The sequence below is a fragment of the Acinetobacter parvus DSM 16617 = CIP 108168 genome (genome assembly GCF_000368025.1).
Lineage (GTDB): Bacteria > Pseudomonadota > Gammaproteobacteria > Pseudomonadales > Moraxellaceae > Acinetobacter > Acinetobacter parvus.
The window spans coordinates 265,580-284,486 of the sequence record NZ_KB849210.1 but is presented as its reverse complement, the minus strand read 5'-3'; the positions used below and the strand labels follow the sequence as shown (position 1 = coordinate 284,486).

The 18,907-nt window shown below is 43.0% G+C and carries 15 protein-coding genes; 10 read left to right on the top strand and 5 right to left on the bottom strand.

Annotated elements, in window-relative coordinates:
• Positions 1-9: 9 nt before the first annotated feature.
• Positions 10-1,398 carry a multidrug transporter subunit MdtD gene (gene mdtD / locus F988_RS02005; RefSeq protein ID WP_004680794.1) on the bottom strand — a complete coding sequence of 463 codons (1,389 nt, stop codon included), beginning with the start codon at positions 1,396-1,398 and terminating at the stop codon, positions 10-12.
• A gap of 164 nt (positions 1,399-1,562) precedes the next feature.
• Here mdtD and F988_RS02000 point away from each other — a divergent pair, with 164 nt between their 5' ends.
• Complete coding sequence (locus F988_RS02000; protein ID WP_004680793.1) at positions 1,563-3,557, top strand: choice-of-anchor I family protein; 1,995 nt, start codon at positions 1,563-1,565, stop codon at positions 3,555-3,557.
• A gap of 54 nt (positions 3,558-3,611) precedes the next feature.
• On the opposite strand, the gene F988_RS01995 is transcribed toward F988_RS02000, so the two are convergent.
• The gene (locus F988_RS01995) at positions 3,612-4,232 is read right to left on the bottom strand and encodes an LOG family protein (RefSeq protein WP_004680792.1); all 621 of its coding nucleotides are present in this window, start codon (positions 4,230-4,232) and stop codon (positions 3,612-3,614) included.
• Positions 4,233-4,557: 325 nt separating this feature from the next.
• Between F988_RS01995 and F988_RS01990 the strand changes: the two genes are divergently transcribed.
• From F988_RS01990 to F988_RS01970, 5 genes are all read left to right on the top strand, one after another.
• On the top strand, positions 4,558-6,141 hold the full coding sequence (locus F988_RS01990; RefSeq protein WP_004680791.1) for a TerC family protein: 1,584 nt from the start codon (positions 4,558-4,560) through the stop codon (positions 6,139-6,141).
• 81 nt (positions 6,142-6,222) lie between these two features.
• Complete coding sequence (locus F988_RS01985; RefSeq protein ID WP_004680790.1) at positions 6,223-6,693, top strand: YchJ family protein; 471 nt, start codon at positions 6,223-6,225, stop codon at positions 6,691-6,693.
• A gap of 52 nt (positions 6,694-6,745) precedes the next feature.
• The gene (locus F988_RS01980) at positions 6,746-7,390 is read left to right on the top strand and encodes a trimeric intracellular cation channel family protein (RefSeq protein ID WP_004680789.1); all 645 of its coding nucleotides are present in this window, start codon (positions 6,746-6,748) and stop codon (positions 7,388-7,390) included.
• 131 nt (positions 7,391-7,521) lie between these two features.
• Entirely contained in the window at positions 7,522-9,741 is a 2,220-nt protein-coding gene (gene parC, locus F988_RS01975) for a DNA topoisomerase IV subunit A (protein ID WP_004680788.1), read from the top strand.
• Positions 9,742-9,897: 156 nt separating this feature from the next.
• Positions 9,898-11,577, top strand: a complete 1,680-nt coding sequence (locus tag F988_RS01970) for an AMP-binding protein (RefSeq protein WP_004680787.1) — start codon at positions 9,898-9,900, stop codon at positions 11,575-11,577.
• A 37-nt stretch (positions 11,578-11,614) separates the two neighbouring features.
• On the opposite strand, the gene F988_RS01965 is transcribed toward F988_RS01970, so the two are convergent.
• Positions 11,615-12,004, bottom strand: a complete 390-nt coding sequence (locus F988_RS01965) for a hypothetical protein (RefSeq protein ID WP_004680786.1) — start codon at positions 12,002-12,004, stop codon at positions 11,615-11,617.
• 150 nt (positions 12,005-12,154) lie between these two features.
• Here F988_RS01965 and F988_RS01960 point away from each other — a divergent pair, with 150 nt between their 5' ends.
• Positions 12,155-12,553 (top strand): MAPEG family protein, encoded by a 399-nt coding sequence (locus F988_RS01960; protein WP_004680785.1) that lies wholly within the window; start codon positions 12,155-12,157, stop codon positions 12,551-12,553.
• Positions 12,554-12,669: 116 nt separating this feature from the next.
• Positions 12,670-13,197: an inorganic diphosphatase gene (gene ppa, locus F988_RS01955; RefSeq protein WP_004674242.1), complete on the top strand. Its 528-nt coding sequence runs from the start codon at positions 12,670-12,672 to the stop codon at positions 13,195-13,197.
• Between the two features lie 102 nt (positions 13,198-13,299).
• Here ppa and F988_RS01950 read toward each other — a convergent pair whose 3' ends face one another.
• Positions 13,300-14,625 (bottom strand): OprD family outer membrane porin, encoded by a 1,326-nt coding sequence (locus F988_RS01950; protein WP_004680784.1) that lies wholly within the window; start codon positions 14,623-14,625, stop codon positions 13,300-13,302.
• 724 nt (positions 14,626-15,349) lie between these two features.
• Between F988_RS01950 and F988_RS01945 the strand changes: the two genes are divergently transcribed.
• Together F988_RS01945 and F988_RS01940 are read left to right on the top strand one after the other, a co-directional pair.
• The gene (locus F988_RS01945; protein ID WP_004680783.1) at positions 15,350-16,117 is read left to right on the top strand and encodes a TorF family putative porin; all 768 of its coding nucleotides are present in this window, start codon (positions 15,350-15,352) and stop codon (positions 16,115-16,117) included.
• Between the two features lie 453 nt (positions 16,118-16,570).
• The gene (locus F988_RS01940) at positions 16,571-17,335 is read left to right on the top strand and encodes a TorF family putative porin (RefSeq protein WP_004674245.1); all 765 of its coding nucleotides are present in this window, start codon (positions 16,571-16,573) and stop codon (positions 17,333-17,335) included.
• A 52-nt stretch (positions 17,336-17,387) separates the two neighbouring features.
• Here F988_RS01940 and F988_RS01935 read toward each other — a convergent pair whose 3' ends face one another.
• Positions 17,388-18,875: a YifB family Mg chelatase-like AAA ATPase gene (locus F988_RS01935; protein ID WP_004680782.1), complete on the bottom strand. Its 1,488-nt coding sequence runs from the start codon at positions 18,873-18,875 to the stop codon at positions 17,388-17,390.
• Between the last annotated feature and the right edge of the window lie 32 nt (positions 18,876-18,907).

Here is an 18,907-nt window from a genome sequence, read left to right as displayed (position 1 = left end):
TTCACGCATTTAGTCTGCCATTTCTTTTGGAATTTGCCAAAATACCAGTGCGGTGACCAGGTTGATACAACCCAGTGTCATTAATGTGGCATGGAACGCAGTGGTGAGGGAAGCGGTTGAGAAATGCTGACCAAACACATTAATCAAGGTTCCTGCCAACGCCACCCCAATACTCATGGATAGCATCATGATCATGGAAAGGAAACTGTTGCCACTGCTGGCATCCTGTTGCGGCAGGTCTTTCAGGGTTAGGGTGTTCATCCCGACAAATTGCAGCGAATTTAGTGTACCAAAAATAAACAGGTGCAGCACTTTAAGCCATAGTGGGGTTGTTGCTGTCATTAGGGCGAAACTGGCGATACATAATCCAACCAGAACGGTATTGGTTAGTAGAAAACGACGATAGCCAACACGCTGGATCAAAGGGCGGATAATCGGTTTAGAAAATAATGAGCCCAATACCAGTGGAATCATCATTAAACCTGTGATAAAGGGTTCAAAACCAAAGGCGACTTGTAGCATCAATGGCAAAATAAAAGGAATTGCATTGCTACCTAAACGTGCAAAGAAATTGCCTAAAATGCCAATTGAAAAAATTTTATGGCGGAACAATCGTCCATGAAACAAGGCATTCTGATGGTTATGTGCATGATACGCATAGCCAAACGTTGCTAAAGATCCGATTACCAGTAGACTGATGCTGATCCAACCAGAATATTGTGGCGCAGCGATATTCTCAATCCCAAGCGACAGACCCACCATAGCAATCATCAATAAGATAAATCCACCGAGATCAAAGGATTTGACGGTTGGTTCTTTTTGATTTGGCATGACTTTAAGCGCCATGATTACCCCAAGCACACCCATGGGGAGATTAATAAGGAAAATCCAGTGCCACGTGGCAACTTCGACTAACCATCCACCCAAAGTTGGTCCCATCAAAGGACCTATGAGACCAGCCAGACTCATTAAACTCATCGCTGAAAGAAATTGGCTACGTGGAATAATTTTAAGTAAAGCCAAGCGTCCAACGGGCATCAATAATGCGCCGCCCATCCCTTGAATAACACGACAAATCAAGAGTTGATCTAAGGTCTGAGACAGGCCACAACCGAGTGATGCCAGACTAAAAATCACCATAGCAGCAAGATAAGTATTACGGATACCAAAGCGGTCTGCCAACCAACCACTTAATGGGATAAAAGCAGCAACTGATAGGACGTAGGCAACAATTACCCCATGCATTTGTAATGGATTTTCATTGAGCTGAATTGCCATCACAGGAATCGCCGTGTTGACAATCGTGGTATCCAAGGCCTGCATAAAAAAGCCGATAGAAACCAAGAGCACCAATAAACGAAATTCAGGCTGTACGGCTTGATGAGTGGTTGTTGTCATGAGTGGTGACGTATGAAATATCAGCTTTAGTTTAATAGAATTGTATTTGAAATAAAGCCCAAAATTGTCAAAGACTCGTCATCGAACTGACATGAAAATGTCATCGTATTTGCACCTCGAATGACTAGATTAGCTCTACAAAATAAAATCTATGGAATTTGATCATGAAATTTAAGATTTCAGTGTTATTCACTGCAATGCTGTCAGTGGGGTTGGTGGCGTGTAATGATGATGACAAAACAGAAAAATCATCAAATCCTGATCCTAAACCTGAAGTAGTAGAGCCTACACCAGAGCGAATTCAGTTGAGCTTTTTAAGCCGATATGAATCAGGTGTTTTTGGAAAGAGTGCAGCTGAAATTCCTGCCTATGACCCTGCGACAAAACGTGTTTTTGTGGTCAATGCTGAGCTGGGGGCATTAGATGTACTTGATCTTGCTGATCCAGCTAAGCCAACTTATTTACAATCACTAACTGTTGATGACATCGCGGAAGGTGCAAAGGTCAACAGTGTCAGCATCCAAAATGGCATTATTGCTTTGGCTGTTGAAGCTGCGAATAAAACAGATCTTGGTTTTGTTGCCTTTTATCAAGCGAGTGATCTTAAACGTCTAAGCCATGTGCAAGTGGGTGCTTTACCCGATATGTTGACGTTCACACCAGATGGGAAAACGGTATTGGTGGCCAATGAAGGTGAACCCTCTGATGATTATCAAACCGATCCAGAAGGCTCTGTCAGTGTGATCAATGTGACTGATATCAGCAAGCCAAAAGTCAAAACTGCTGATTTTAAAGCGTTTAATAGTCAAAAAGATGCGTTACTTGCCAAAGGAGTTCGTATTTTTGGACCGAATGCGACAGTCGCTCAAGATCTAGAGCCAGAATATATTGCAGTTTCGGATGATGGTAAAACCGCTTGGGTTGCACTACAAGAAAATAATGCGATCGCGGTTTTAGATATTGCGACGGCAACGGTGACTTCGATTGAAGCAATGGGATTCAAAGATCACGGGCTTAGCGACAGTGGTTTTAAGTCGATGCTGGATCCAAATAAAAACTCAAGTAATGCTTTGGATGTGAGTGATTTTGACGGTAAAAAAACAGTTCAAGATATTATGATCAAGGCATGGAATGGACTTAAAGGGATTTATCATCCTGATGCGATTGCTGCTTATACTGCCGCGGATAAAAAAACCTATTTAATTTCTGCAAATGAAGGTGATGCGCGTGCATGGGGTGAAAATACAGCCGAATATTTTGGGCTAACTAAGCTGAAAGACTTTGAAAAGAATAAATTGCAGCGCTGTGACAATGACAATAGCAAAGGATTCGTTGAAGAGTGGCGCGTAAAACATCTCGTGCACAAGGATGGTTTTGATCGCCGTTGTGCCGATGATCTTCCTGCACAATTACGTGATTTAGCTGCTGGTGCGCACCTGAATCCGACCACTTTTGCCTACTGTGGTGCGAGCAAAGGTGATGCTGGTAACTGCCGAGATGACAAGCAATTGGGCCGTTTAAAAATTACCTGGACACAAGGTTACCAAACTGAAAATGGTAAACCTGTGTATTACTCAAAAGCTGGCGATAAAATTGGTATCAATGGTAATCCACTTACCGATTATTTGATGTACGACGACTTGTACCTGTTGGGTGGACGCTCATTCTCAATTTGGGATACACAAAATCAAGTTAAAATCGCTTATGACTCGGGTGATTTCATTGAACAATATTTGAATAGTGATCAATGTAAACTTGGTAAAGCACGGAATATTCCATGCCAAGATTGGTTCAATAGCAATCATGAAAAAGGCAACACATTAGGCGGACGTAGCAGCAATAAAGGACCTGAACCTGAAGGCTTGACGATTGGCAAAATTGGCAACAAACAATTCTTGTTCTTAGGACTTGAGCGTATGGGTGGGGTCATGGTATTTGATGTCAGTAATCCTAAACAGCCAATTTTCCAAGATTATTTAAATACACGAGAAGTATGGGATCAGGCTGATCCGTCGACGGCATTGTCTGCACATGGTGATCTTGGACCAGAAGGTCTAATCTTTATCTCTGCCAAAGACTCGCCAAATGGCAAGCCACTATTGGTTGTGGGTAATGAGGTGAGTGGTACCACTAGCATTTATCAAGTAAATCTATATTAAATTTAGACATAAAAATGCGGATCTAGATTGATCCGCATTTTTTATAGGTGATGTTTAAACTTCAATGTGTGTTGGTGCATTGAGGTTCTTGATGACATTAGAGATTTGTTCTGGATTTTCACAAATAATCAGTTTGGCACGATGCTGGGGCGGTAAAAAGCCCTCATCAACGGCATGGTCAAGCTGGGCAATCAGCGCATCATAAAAACGGTTGACGTTATAGATAATCATCGGTTTCTGGTGCTGGTTGAGCTGTCCCCAGGTGGCGATTTCCAGAATCTCCTCGAACGTTCCCAATCCGCCTGGCAGGGCGATAAAGGCGCTGGCACGTTCCGCCATCAAGGCCTTGCGTTCATGCATGCTTTTGACGATATGCAGTTCGGTCAACTGGCTGTGCGCAATTTCATAGTCCAGCATAAATTCGGGAATCACCCCCACCACTTCACCGCCATGCTCAAGCACGGTGTCGGCAACCTGACCCATCAGGCCAATGCTGGCCCCGCCATAGACGATTCCGAAACCCTGAGTGGCAATATGCTGGGCCAGTTCAATGGCTGTGTCACGGTAAATGGGTTTGTTGCCTGTACGGGAACCGCAATATAAGGCAATCAGGGATTGGGTAGTTTTGATGGGAGATGTTTCGTTGTTTTCAGTCATTTTTACAATACTATTCATTCAGTTTATTTTTACCTTATCATTTTCACTGTCGTTGTCTAGGTTAAATGACTTTTATGACAGTTTGATGCACACTTTCCATACAAGCTTCTCTGTAAACTTTAGAAAAAAATTACCAAGATCATGCTTATAAAAATGATGAATTTCACCTCAATCTTGCCTATACTGAAAATCCTTTTATTAATCTATGTACCTCTATGAGTAGTGGTTGTTGTCGCTCCGCTTTGTTCTTTTTTCCTATAAAAAATGTTTTGGCTACCTGTGCCGACCTTTTAGATTTTCAATTTCATCATAACACTGCCAATTTTGCAGAGGAGTCAGCTCAATGATTCTGGAATGGATGTCCGACCCCTCTGCATGGGTTGGTCTGGCGACATTGGTTATACTTGAAATTGTACTGGGTATTGATAACCTGGTCTTTATTGCCATTTTGGCAGAGAAACTACCACCTCACCAACGTAACGCCGCCCGTAGAATTGGTTTAGTACTCGCTTTGCTAATGCGTCTGGTGCTGCTCGCATCTATTGCATGGGTAGTGACCCTAACCGAACCACTATTTCATATATTTGACCATGCTTTCTCAGGTCGAGACCTCATCCTGTTGTTCGGTGGTGTGTTCCTCTTGTTCAAGGGAACCATGGAACTGCATGAACGGATTGAGGGCAAGCAGGCATTAAAAGAAGAAAACCCTGTCCATGCCGCGTTCTGGATGGTGGTGGTTCAGATCGTGGTGCTGGATGCCGTGTTCTCACTCGACAGCGTGATTACTGCCGTGGGGATGGTGAAAGAGCTTTCCATCATGATGATCGCAGTGACCATTGCGATTGGTATCATGCTGCTGGCGTCACGCCCACTGATGGATTTCGTCAATAAGCATCCAACCGTGGTGATCCTGTGTCTTGGCTTCCTGATGATGATTGGTTTCTCACTGGTGGTGGAGGGCTTTGGCTTCCATATTCCGAAAGGCTACCTCTATGCAGCGATTGGTTTCTCTGTACTGGTCGAAATAGTCAACCAAACCATGCGCCGCAATCAGGAGAAACTGGTCACCACCACAGATTTACGCTACCGCACCGCATCGGCTGTTTTGCGTATGCTGGGCAGTAAAGGCAATGGTGGTGAAGGGCAGAACAACGAGTCTGAAGATGTGTTGGCGACACAGGCCTACGCCAAGGAAGTGTTTGATGAGGACAATGGCGTGTATCACAGCGTACTGGTACAGGGCGTATTGGGGCTGTCTGAGCGTCCTGTAAAATCAGTGATGACACCACGTCCTGAGCTGGAATGGCTTGACCTTGCGGCTGACCCAGCCGAATTGAAAGAACGTTTGATGGCAATGACCCATTCACGCCTGATCATTGCACGGGGTGAGCTGGATAATATTGAGGGTGTGGTACTGACCCATAAAATTCTCAATGAATACATTGAAACAGGAACGATTGATTTCAGTAAACATCTGCGTGAACCTGTGATTGTGCATGAAAATGCGCAGGTGTTGATGGTGATGGAGCAACTGCGTCAGGCACCCTTGCAAATGGCAATCGTACTGAATGAATATGGTTCGATTGAGGGCATTGCCACACCAATTGACGTACTGGAAGCGATTGCGGGTGAATTCCCTGATGAGGACGAACTTGAAGCGGCGGCGGAAAGCCTTGAAGATGGTTCCATGATACTGGAAGGTTCAACCGATATTCGCCATGTTTCATTGCTTCTGGGTAAAGACCTTGTAGATGAAAGTGAGGAATACTCAACTCTGTCGGGTTATCTTTTGTTCCATTTGGGCCGTTTACCTGAAAATGGTGAGACGGTTGAAGCAGATGGCTACCGCTTTGAAGTGGTGACCATGGATGGACACAAGATTGAGAAAGTGCGCATTATCGCGGAAGAGAAACAAGCAGAGAAGTAATTAAGTTCCATCTCAATAGCCTTTGAGTTTGATCTTGTTGTACAAGATTTTCTCAGGGCTATTTTTATTTGAGAGTTGAAAATGACCTCCTTAGAAAACTGTCCATGCGGGCAGGGGCAATATGTGGTGTGCTGCCAGCCCCTGCATTTGAAACAGAAAACGGCCCAAACGGCCGAACAATTGATGCGTTCACGCTATAGCGCCTTTGCCTTGCAGCAGATTGACTACATTCTGGAAACCACGGCTTTGGGGCAGCAGGTTTTTTTAGACCGTGATGCGATTGCAGATTGGAGTCAGGCGAATCAGTGGCTGAAACTGGAAGTGGTACAACACCAGCCCAAGCTTGATAAAAGCCATGCCTTGGTAGAATTCAAGGCCTATTACCATGATGGAAAACAGCAACACATTCATCATGAAATTTCACATTTTGTGTTGCATCAGCAACACTGGTATTTTCTTGATCCAACGCTGGCTATGCAGATCACCATGAAACAACCCTGTGTCTGTGGCTCGGGGAAAAAATTTAAGCAATGCTGTGCGCAATTCATCTAAGTTTGACTTAAAATAGCGCACACTTTTATGCCTGATTTAAGGATGTAGGCAGATGTTGCTCACCGTGATTTATATCATTGCCATCACTGCGGAAGCCATGACAGGCGCACTGTCGGCAGGGCGACGGAGTATGGACTGGTTCGGTGTGGTGCTGATTGCCTGTGTCACTGCACTGGGTGGTGGCTCCGTGCGTGATGTGTTGCTGGGACATTATCCTTTAACCTGGGTCAAGCATCCTGAATATCTGGTTTTGACCTGCTGTGCGGCATTTGTCACCATTATTATCGCCAAGTGGATGAAACATTTACGCAGTGTGTTCTTATTGCTTGACGCCATGGGATTAATTGGTTTCACCATCATTGGCTGTCAAATTGCCTTGTCGATGGGGCATGGTTTTGTGGTTTCCGCCGTGGCTGGGGTCTTAACAGGGGTATCGGGGGGTATTTTGCGCGATATCTTGTGTAATGATGTGCCACTAGTGTTCCGTCGTGAGCTGTATGCCAGTATTTCCTTTGTTGCCGTGATTTGTTATTGGGTCTGTCTAGAGGTTGGACTACCACATGACCTTACCGTAATTTTTACCTTGGTGTTTGGTTTCACCTTGCGCGTGATTGCAATTTATTTTGGTCTGGAAATGCCAAAATTTATTTATAAGGAAGATGATGCTGAGTCTGCATCTTCAACGGATGAGCATTGACAAGACACCACTTGACGCATAAACAACAACAAAGACTTGTCACAATGCTTTCTCCGCATATGAGCTGCGGTTATAGCAGCGCAAGGGCATTTACGATAACATTAAGTAAATTTTTTATATGACTTGCTGATATGACCAGCCTTGCACATCATGCAACAGAAAACCGCTCCGTAGCCGAATTCACAGAACAAGCTTACCTCAACTATGCCATGTACGTGATTATGGATCGTGCATTGCCCCATATCAGTGATGGCCTGAAACCCGTACAGCGCCGTATTGTCTATGCCATGAGTGAACTGGGCTTGAAATCAACAGGCAAGCCAAAGAAGTCCGCACGTACCGTAGGTGATGTACTGGGTAAATATCATCCACATGGTGACTCTGCCTGCTATGAGGCGATGGTATTGATGGCCCAGCCATTCAGCTATCGCTATCCGCTAATTGAGGGGCAGGGCAACTGGGGTTCACCTGATGATCCAAAATCCTTTGCGGCAATGCGTTATACCGAAGCCAAACTGTCTGCCTACAGTGAACTGTTGCTGAGCGAGTTGGGACAGGGCACTAGTGAATGGCAGGACAACTTTGATGGTTCGATGAAAGAACCAATCACTTTACCCGCCCGTATTCCCAATATTCTGTTGAATGGTACGACGGGTATTGCAGTGGGTATGGCAACCGATATTCCACCACATAATTTACGTGAAGTGGTGAAAGGGACGATTGCACTGATTCGTAACCCTGAAACCACTGATGAAAAACTGGCGGAATATATTCCTGCACCAGATTTGCCGACCAAAGCTGAAATCATTACCCCGCCTGAAGAGTTGTTAAAGATTCAAACCACAGGGCGTGGTAGCTATCGTGCGCGTGCAGTGTATACGGTAGAAAAAAATGAAATCGTGATTACGGAGCTTCCATATCAGGTTTCAGGCTCTAAAGTTGTGACCCAAATTGCTGATCAGATGATTGCCAAGAAGTTACCTCTGGTCGCAGATATTCGTGATGAGTCGGATCATCGAAATCCAACGCGATTAGTCATTGTATTGCGTTCCAACCGTGTCGATGCTGAAACGGTGATGAGCCATTTATTTGCCACCACTGATCTGGAATCCAGCTATCGCGTCAACCTGAACATGATTGGGGCAGATGGCCGTCCGCAAGTCAAATCCATTCGCCGAATCTTGTTGGAATGGATTGAGATTCGTAAGCAAACTGTGACTCGCCGTTTGCAGTACCATTTAAATAAAATCGAAAAACGTTTGCATATCCTGGCAGGTCTTTTAATTGCCTATCTTGATATTGATACCGTGATTCGCATCATCCGTGAGGAAGACCAGCCCAAACCTGTGTTGATGCAGCATTTCGGTATTGACGATATTCAGGCCGAAGCCATTCTGGAACTCAAGCTTCGTCATTTGGCCAAGCTTGAAGAAATGGAAATCCGCCGTGAGCAGGAGGAGTTGGAAGCAAAAGCAGCCATTATCCGTGAACAACTGGCAAATCCAGAATCATTGAAAAGCCTGATTATCAATGAACTGAAAGAAGATGCGAAAAAATTTGGTGATGACCGACGTTCGCCAATCGTTGCGCGTGCGGATGCCGTCCAGATTAAGGAACAGGATTTAATGCCTGCCGAAACTGTGACGGTGGTGTTGTCCGAGGCTGGCTGGGTACGTGCCGCCAAAGGTGCGGAAGTTGATGCGGCCAACCTGAATTACCGTGCGGGTGACCAATACTTGAGCCATGCAGTCGGTAAAACCAATCAACGGGTGTATTTCCTCGATGAGACAGGGCGTAGCTATGCCTTGCCAATCAGCAGTTTGCCATCCGCACGTGGTTTGGGTGAGCCCTTAAGTTCCAAGCTTGCACCTGCAAGTGGCGTATCGTTTATTCAGGTCTTTATTGCAGATGATAACAGTGAGCTACTTGCCGTCAGTTCAAATGGCTATGGCTTTAAAACCCAGGCCGCACAACTGGATACCAATGCCAAGGCAGGTAAGGCGTTCTTGACGGTTGCAGACAAGGCAACGGCCTTGCCCCTACTTCCAGTTCAGCAGGCCACACATGCCGCCATCCTGAGTTCATCAGGCCGTTTACTCATCATTGACTTGGCCGAACTGCCTGTCCTGAACAAAGGAAAAGGTAACAAGTTGATACAACTTGAGGAAAAAGAGCAGATTTTATCCATGACAACCCTGACGTTAGATGAAATAATCCAAGTCGCTGCAGGACAACAGCACTTAAAACTGAAAGGGGATGATCTCCAAAAATATATAGGAAAAAGAGCAACAAAGGGGCAACTTTTACCACGAGGATATCAAAAAGCAAATAGACTCCTCATTCAGAGATAAGGCTAGTATTCTGTGATATAAATACGTTATATATGACAATGTATTCATATTGTTTGAATAGATTGACACGGCAATTCACAAAGTTAAAAAAATGTTTTGTCATGGAAGTAACATTGTTACTATTTTTAAGGATTACCACTCGGAGATAATGGCATTATGGAAAAGATTTGGTTTGCTGAATACAAAAAGACAGGAATTCCAGAAACAGTTGCACTACCTGCTGAAAACACCTCACTTGTTGATATTTTTGAACGCAATTTCCAAAAATTTGGTTCACGTGATGCCTTTATCTTTATGGATAAAGTTTTAACGTATAATGAATTAGAAGTCGCCAGCCGTAAATTTGCCACCTACCTGCAAAGTCTGGGCTTGAAAAAAGGATCGCGTGTTGCGGTGATGATGCCGAACGTATTCCAGTATCCAGTGGTGGCATTGGGTGTGTTCCGTGCAGGTCTGGTCCTTGTGAACGTGAACCCACTCTATACAGCGCGTGAGCTTGACCATCAGTTAAATGACTCAGGTGCTGAAGCACTGGTGATCATTGAAAACTTTGCCAGCGTATATCAAAGCATTATTGGCAAAACACCTGTGAAGCATGTGATTGTTGCCTCTGTGGGGGATATGTTGGGGACGCTTAAAGGCACCATCGTAAACTTCGTTTTACGCAAGGTCCGCAAGCAAATTCCAGCATGGAATATCCCTGGTCATGTGAAGTTCAACACTGCATTGAACAAAGTGAGCCCAAGCAACTACAAGCGTCCAAGCCTGACTTTAAGCGATACGGCTGTACTTCAATATACGGGCGGTACCACAGGTGTTTCTAAAGGTGCTGAGTTAACACACCGTAACTTGGTTTCTAACCTATTACAATGTGATGGTATTTTCTCAAGTAAATTTGGCACAGGTGACGGTTCTAAAGATGATCGTATTGTCTGTGCATTGCCGCTTTACCATATCTTTGCATTCATGGTGTGCGCGCTTTACGGTATGTATAAAGGTCAAGCCAATATCCTGATTCCAAACCCACGTGACCTACCAGCAGTCGTTGGCGAATTACGTAAATACCAGCCTTCATTCTTCCCGGCAGTAAACACATTGTTCAATGCTCTGGTGAATAACGAAGAATTCAAACAGCTTGACCATAGCAAATTGAAGATGGCAATGGGTGGTGGTATGGCTGTATTACCATCGACTGCTGAAGCGTGGAAAAAAGTAACAGGTACCATCATCATTGAAGGTTATGGCTTGTCTGAAACTTCACCAGTTGCGACAGCAAACCCACCAACAACCACAGAGTTCAGTGGCACAATTGGTATTCCATTGCCGTTGACTGAAGTGGTATTGCTTGATGATGATGGTAATGAAGTTGCTCAGGGTGAACAGGGTGAAATCTCGATTCGTGGTCCTCAAGTCATGAAAGGCTACTGGAACCGTCCTGATGAAACTGAAAAAGTCATGACGAAAGATGGCTTCTTCCGTACTGGCGATATCGGTGTCATGGACACACGCGGTTACTTCAAGATCGTAGACCGTAAGAAAGACATGATCCTGGTATCTGGCTTCAACGTTTACCCAAGTGAAATTGAAGAAGTGATTGCAAAACATCCGAAAGTATTGGAAGTGGCTGCAATTGGTGTTCCAGATGAAAAATCAGGCGAAGTGCCGAAGTTGTTCATTGTGAAGAAAGATCCATCTTTAACCACTGAAGAAGTGCTTGCTTATGCAAAACAAAACCTAACTGGCTACAAATGCCCGCGTTATGTTGAGTTTATGGAAGAACTACCTAAATCAAACGTTGGTAAAATCCTGCGTAAAGATTTACGTAAACCAGCTTAAGCTGTGCTGTAAAAAACGCCGCAATTGCGGCGTTTTTTTATTTATGATTAGATTTCATTAACCAACGATCAATATAAGGACGGCCAATTCCCACAATTCCTACAAATACCAGCATGGTGGCAAGCTGAAAACGCAAGCGGCTCGGGTCGATTCCATTAAAGCTAAAATAATTGTCCGCAAAGACATACAGCGCAATCACCACTAGCCAGTGCCAAAGAGTGAAACGCTGAATTCCCACCGCATAAAAGGCAATGGTCAGCACCACAAAAGTTCCCAATGTAGACTGCCAGTTTAAGTTGGCACAAATCACGCTGAGTAGAAATGCGATGATGGGCAACACTACTTTCAGCGCGCGGTCAACTAAAAGCTGATGCTGCCGTTGTTTGGCAAGGACATCAAACATTTCTTTTTGATTTTGAGGTTGCATAACTTGACCTTAAAACAGTATGAAAAAACAGAACTTTTACACAAAGAAAATATTTAAAGGAAACACTTGGCGAACAAGCACAAATGAAAATTCAATAGATTATGAGTTATGATAGCATGATCAGCAGAACTTCAAATGATGGATGTGAGCATGCAAGGTATTAGCGGCATTATATTGATGATTATCATCGCATGTTTGTTGCCGTATGTTTTTACCCTGATTGCAAAAGCAAAAGGTGGCTTCCAAGCAAAGGATAATCAGAATCCGCGTGAATTTTTGGCGAAAACGACAGGTCTAGCCGCCAGAGCCAATGCAGTACAACAGAATAGTTTTGAAAGTCTACCCTTATTTATCGCTGCAATTTTAATGGCCGAATATATGGTTGTGCCGGAGAAATTTATTCTGAGCTTAGGCTGGGCATATATCGTATTGCGCATTATTTATGGAATATGTTATTTGGCCAATCTAGCGACCTTGCGCTCAATCATCTGGTTTTTTTCAATATTTTGTCCAATTTTATTGTTTGTGATTACGATTAAAGTGACCTAAATTGATGTTGAGTATAAAATTCTTTAACGCTCAGCATATCTAGCATCATTTTTATGGTATTCACGCTATAATCTGTCGGATTTACATCTAAGTTCACAAGATAAACGAGTGTTGATATGAGTTATAGCAATATTCCTGCGGGTAAAGACGCACCAAATGACATCTATGTCATCATTGAGATTCCTGCAAATGCAGCGCCAATCAAATACGAAATCGATAAAGATTCTGATGCGTTATTTGTAGACCGCTTCATGGGTACAGCAATGTTCTACCCAGCTAACTACGGTTATGTACCAAATACATTGTCTGAAGATGGCGATCCATTAGACGTACTTGTTGTAACTCCACATCCTGTTGCTGCGGGTTCTGTGATTCGTTGCCGTCCAGTGGGCAAACTAAACATGGAAGATGATGGTGGTATCGATGCGAAACTGATCGCAGTTCCACATGAGAAGTTATCTCCTCTCTATAAAGATGTGAAAGAATATACCGATCTTCCACCTTTATTGATCAGTCAAGTTGAGCATTTCTTCCAGCATTACAAAGATTTAGAACCAGGTAAATGGGTAAAAATCAGTGGTTGGGAAAATGCTGATGTTGCAAAAGCTGAAGTGTTGAAAGCAATCGAAGCTGCTAAAAAATAATTTTAAAAGATAAAGTCTGATTTTATCACCCTAAAATCAGGCTCATAAAAAAACCGCCATTCAATTGAATGGCGGTTTTTTTATGAGTTGATCTAAATTGAATTAGAATAGTTTCACAGGAATATCAAGGAACAAACGCCATTCATTGGTTGAGCCAATGACATTGCTGACATATTGACCAGAAACATTATTATAGGTATCACTTGAACGTAAGTAAGAATAGCGAACACGTAGGCTTGCATCTTTCAATGCACCTGTTTGAACTGTATATTTGACTTGGTTAAACAACTCATGTTCTTCGGCTTGGTCAATGATTTTTGAGCGATCTGTTATTTTAGCGATATCAATATCCCAGCCATAAACAAATGCAGTTGTCCAGTTTAGACCAGGTAAACCGTGATTTTTAAAGTTATAGTTATATTGTAGCCCGACAGATTTTTCATCATTACCATTAAAGTCACCTAAATAGGAATTAGGCACATAGATACTTTGTAAACCATCAGCATTATAGCCATAGTCATACCCAGTATTACCTGTGTTATCTTGATAAGAAAGCATGATGTTATGTACATCTTTGCCATAGCCCACTGAAACAGCCCAAATCGAGTTTTTACGGTTTGCTAGATCATCTGTGGTATGTGAATCAGTGAGCGCATCTTTATCCCATTTTGTATGATAACCCATGGCATCAAGTGTTAAGGTACTCTTGTCTTTTAAGCTTTGGGTAAAGTTTACATTGGCATAATGACGTTCTAGCTTATCTTGAACATCTAAGCCATAATACGATGAATTGAGTTGATCATTAAATTTATATTTAGCACCCCAAACTACTGCACGATCAAGCCCTTGACCTGTCACATCTTTATCGGTACTAATTTGGTTTGACATTTGGTTTTTTGTGAACTTACCTGCAACCACATTTAGATTTGGAATTTCATTACTTTCAACGAAAACACCTGTGTAATACTCAGGTACTAAACGGGCTTGATTACTTGCCATGACAGGAAGTGTTGATACCTGTGTACCATAAGTCACGGTTGTGTTGGAAATACGTGCTTTCACATTGGCACCACCACGAGCCCAATGATCATAAGCAAATCCACGATCATCTACAGGAATCATTTGATTACCCGTATTATTATTCGCACCAAGCTTAAAAGATGTATCACCTACTACGCCAACACCAAAGCCAATAATACCCTTTGTAAAACCAGATTGAAGATCAAAAATGGCAGTTTGCGCTGTTGAGCTTGTATCATTTGTTAAACCGTCTTTTTTATCACGATTTAAAAAGCCTGTGCGGAACAATACTGAACCATTTGCATCCTCAACAAAACCTTTTGCTTCGCTTTGTTCACTTGCATATGTTGAGGAGATCAATGCGGCATTAATCAAAACCGCCAATATAAGTTTCTGTGCCTTTGGCATGGTAAGCCTCGTAAATAACAAATTTGGGGAGAGAAACTGAAATTTTGACCAATTGTATAAGTTATGCATAAAAAAGATAGATTTTTATTAAAACAATTTAATTATTTTTAAATAAAATATTTATAGAATATTATGATTTATTTTTTATTAAAAATAATGATTTTTTGAATTTAATACTTTGATTTTTATTAACTTTAAATTTATTTGTTGACTGTTTTTTTGATGGATTTTTTCTGGCCTGTTTTTAATAAAACACGTGATTATTTTATGTATTTTTTCTTTTAATTTAATTATTTATTTACTACTTGGTTGAAATTAGCTCATTTGGCTAGTAAAAAATACCATCCCGATGAATGGTATTGGTGCTTAACCCTATCTGGGTCGATTGCATCTGGCGCATTTTTGCATTTTTATTGAACATTTTATCTGGAGAGGGCCTGCAATAATAAGTTTCAATCATTCCAGCGGTTTTCATGGGTTAAAAAAGCATTGTTTTTGTGCGAAAAATAGTATGGTTTTATTTATATGCCTTTAAATGGTTCAAATTTCAGCCGAAATCCTGCATCAAGCTTATAAATAGGGAAAGTGAAAATGCTTTTTAGTCCTTTAATAATACAAATATATGATTTTATTGTCTTTTGTTGAGTTGGCATAACCTTTGCAAGATACATTTTGATGCAATTTAAAACATAAATCAGTCAAATATCCATCATGGGGAGATCAAATGATGAAACTTGCATATAAAGCAGTGGCGTTAAGTGTTATGGCGATGGCTTCAACTTTGGCAATGGCTGAAGAATCGAATGCGCTGTCTCAGGCAGGTGTAAGCTTTGCAGGAACCGCTGCCTTAACTTCAGATTACCGTTATCGTGGTGTGACCCAAACTGAAAATGACCCTGCGGTGCAAGTTGGCTTTGCATTAACGCATGAATCAGGCCTTTATGCGGGTGTCTGGGGTTCCAATGTAAATTTTGGTGGTGCTGATCCACATCTTGAGCTAGACCCATATGTTGGTTATGCAACTGAACTGCCATTTGCAGGCAAACCCACTTTGGATGTTGGCCTATGGTATTACGGTTATCCAAGCGCATCAGATATCAACTGGCTTGAGCTTTACGCAAAACTTGGATTCAAGGATGTATTGACCTCTGGTGACAGCTTGCTGGGTGCAGTCAACTATACCAATGACTTTGCTGGTCTGGACGAGAATGGCTGGTATGTAAATGCAACCTATAATGTGCCGTTTGCCGCTGGCTTTGGTGGTGTGGCAAGCGTTGGCTATACCAAGGTGGATAACTACGACTTTAGCGACAGTGGCAGTGAAGATGACACCTATGTTGACTGGAAAGTGGGCCTCACCTATAACGTGAAGTCTGTTTCTGGCTTGACTGCTGAATTGGCTGCGATTGGCACCAATATTGATGCCAATGCCCAACCATACAAACGCGGTACAGAAACGGGTGCGGTGTTTACCTTAACCAAGGCGTTCTAATGGGGGCTAGGGATGTGTTGAACTTTTATTTATAAAGGTTTGCCAGCTCCTCTAGCGAAGAAAACAGCCAGCACATATGCTGGCTGTTTTTTATATCCGAAATTCACCTAATGTGAGTTACCCATTCAGTATAGGGAAAAGCATCCCTGCACCTTTACGGCGCACAGGAACGCTAAAAAAAAGCGCCGTTTTCATGTGCCAACATTCTCCATGAGCGCACACTATTACTGCCCCATGTCGGCAAATCCTGAGTAAATGTTAAAATTTATCAGGAGGGGTAATCATAATTAATTTTTATATCTAATTGTTATTTAACATAAAAAGATATTATTGTACAAAATTTTTTCTAAAGGCCCTGCATTCCATAAAAACTGGCACAGCATTTGCTGATTACACAGTGATGCAATTCAAAACATGAATCAGTTGAACATCTATAATATGGGGGAGATCAATATGATGAAATTTGCATGCAAGGCTGTTGCTTTAAGTGTTATGGCTGCAATGTCAACTTTTGCTTTGGCTGAGGATAGTAAGCTTCCATTCCCAGGTGAAGTCACAGGTAATATTAGTGCTGTATCCAGCTATAATTTACGTGGCATTACCAATGCACCTGAAAATAGTGGTCCAGCTGTACAGGGTGGACTGGACTATGGCTACAATGGTTTCTATCTAGGTTATTGGTTTTCAACCCTGGATTATTCATATGCCTGCCTAAACCCAGATGGCTGTAGCGATACAAACTCAAGGGATTCTTTTGAAAGTGATTTTTATGCAGGTTATAAAGGCAAAATCACAGATAATCTAGGCTATCAAGTTGGTGGAACAATTTATTATTACTATCCTGGCTGGGAATCAACAGGATATGAAACTTTCCTGGGTCTAAGCTATAAAGAACTCACCGTAACGGCTCAAACGCTACTCAACAACGTTACTTTCGGTAATAAGGGTGACACCTATTTCCTTGCGACTTATGCACCTGCCTTGCCTGCTGGTTTTACAGGTAAGGCGCAGATTGGTGCTTATTATTATGGGGATGATGATGAGTTCACTGCAAAAACAGAAAACACTTTTGCTTTCCGTCATGCAACGCTTGGTTTGTCTCATGCTTTAGGTGAAACAGGTGCAAACTGGAGTCTGGATTACATCCTGGGTGGCTATGACCGTACTGACATCAAACAAAAGAACAAGGTTGTGTTGGGACTGGCTTACGCTTTCTAATAACAATAAAAATCAAAGCGACCTCTAAGGTCGCTTTTTTTATGGCCTGATTTTAGGTTGAATTACCCCGATAAGACAGTGCTTCAGTCAAGTGTGAACTTGAGATGATTTCACTTTCTGCCAAATCCGCAATGGTTCGTGCCACCCGTAACACCCGATGGTAGGCACGTGCTGAAAGATTTAGGCGCTGTTGGGCCATCTCAATAATTTTGCTTGAGCTGTCATCCAGACAGGCATATTGCTCCAGCAAAGTAGGTGAAAGTGCCTGATTTAAACATTTCTGCCGCTGAATTTGCTGTTGATAGGCTTTCATCACCCGCTGACGCACCGTTTCAGAGTTTTCACTCGGTGTCCGTTCTTGTAATTCATTTGCCTGCAAAGGCGGTACATCAATATGCAGGTCAATACGATCCAGCAATGGGCCAGAAATACGGTTTTGATAGCGTTGGATACTTTCAGGTGAACATTGGCAGCGACTGTCCTGATTAAAGGCATAGCCACAGGGACAGGGATTCATCGCGGCGATAAACTGGAAATTTGCTGGAAAGGTCATTTGCCTTGCAGCGCGAGAAATGACAATTTCTTTGGATTCAAGTGGCTGGCGTAAAACCTCAAGCACTTTTCGGTCAAACTCAGGCAATTCATCCAAAAATAACACACCTAAATGGGCCAGGGTAATTTCACCTGGTTTGGGTTGTGAACCACCCCCAACCAATGCAATTGCCGAAGCAGTATGGTGTGGTGCGCGAAACGGCCTTTGCCCGAAAGTGTGCTGAGCATTTGCAACTGAGTAGATGCTGGCAACCTCTAAATTTTCCTGTGCATTTAATGGCGGTAAAATAGAGGGCAAACGCGAGGCGAGCAAGGTTTTACCTGTGCCTGGCGGCCCCTTAAATAATAATGAGTGTCCACCAGCCGCGGCAATTTCCAGCGCACGGCGGGCGCGTAACTGTCCTTTGACATCGGCAAGGTCAAATGGATAACGTGAGGATGCCGTCATTGATTTTTGTGGTGCAGCTTTTAGTGGCGAATTGCCCAGAAAATGTGCACACACCTGCTGTAAATGACTGGCTGCATACACTTCAAATTCAGGCAGTTGGCTGGCTTCATCGAGATTAGCGGTTGGCAGTAACAAGCGATGTCGTGCCTGTTGGCAAGCCATGGCAATGGTCAATGTTCCTGAAACAGGGCGTAAGTGCCCATCCAGTGCCAGTTCTCCAATAAATTCAAAACCATCGGTACAATTTTCAGGTAACTGTCCAGAGGCGATCAGAATACCCAGTGCAATCGGCAAGTCCAGACGGGAACCATCCTTGGGCAGGTCTGCGGGTGCCAGATTAATGGTTAAACGCTTGGTTGGAAAAAGAAAACCACTGTTGATAATCGCAGAGCGGACGCGGTCCTTGCTTTCACGGACTGCGGCTTCAGGCAACCCCACAATGGTTAGGGAGGGTAGGCCTGAGCTGATATGGACTTCCACTTCGATCTGAGGGGCATGTAGCCCCAGTAAGCCTCTCGTGTAAATTTTGGCAAAAGACATTTTGTTATTGTTCCATCATGGTGCTTTATTTT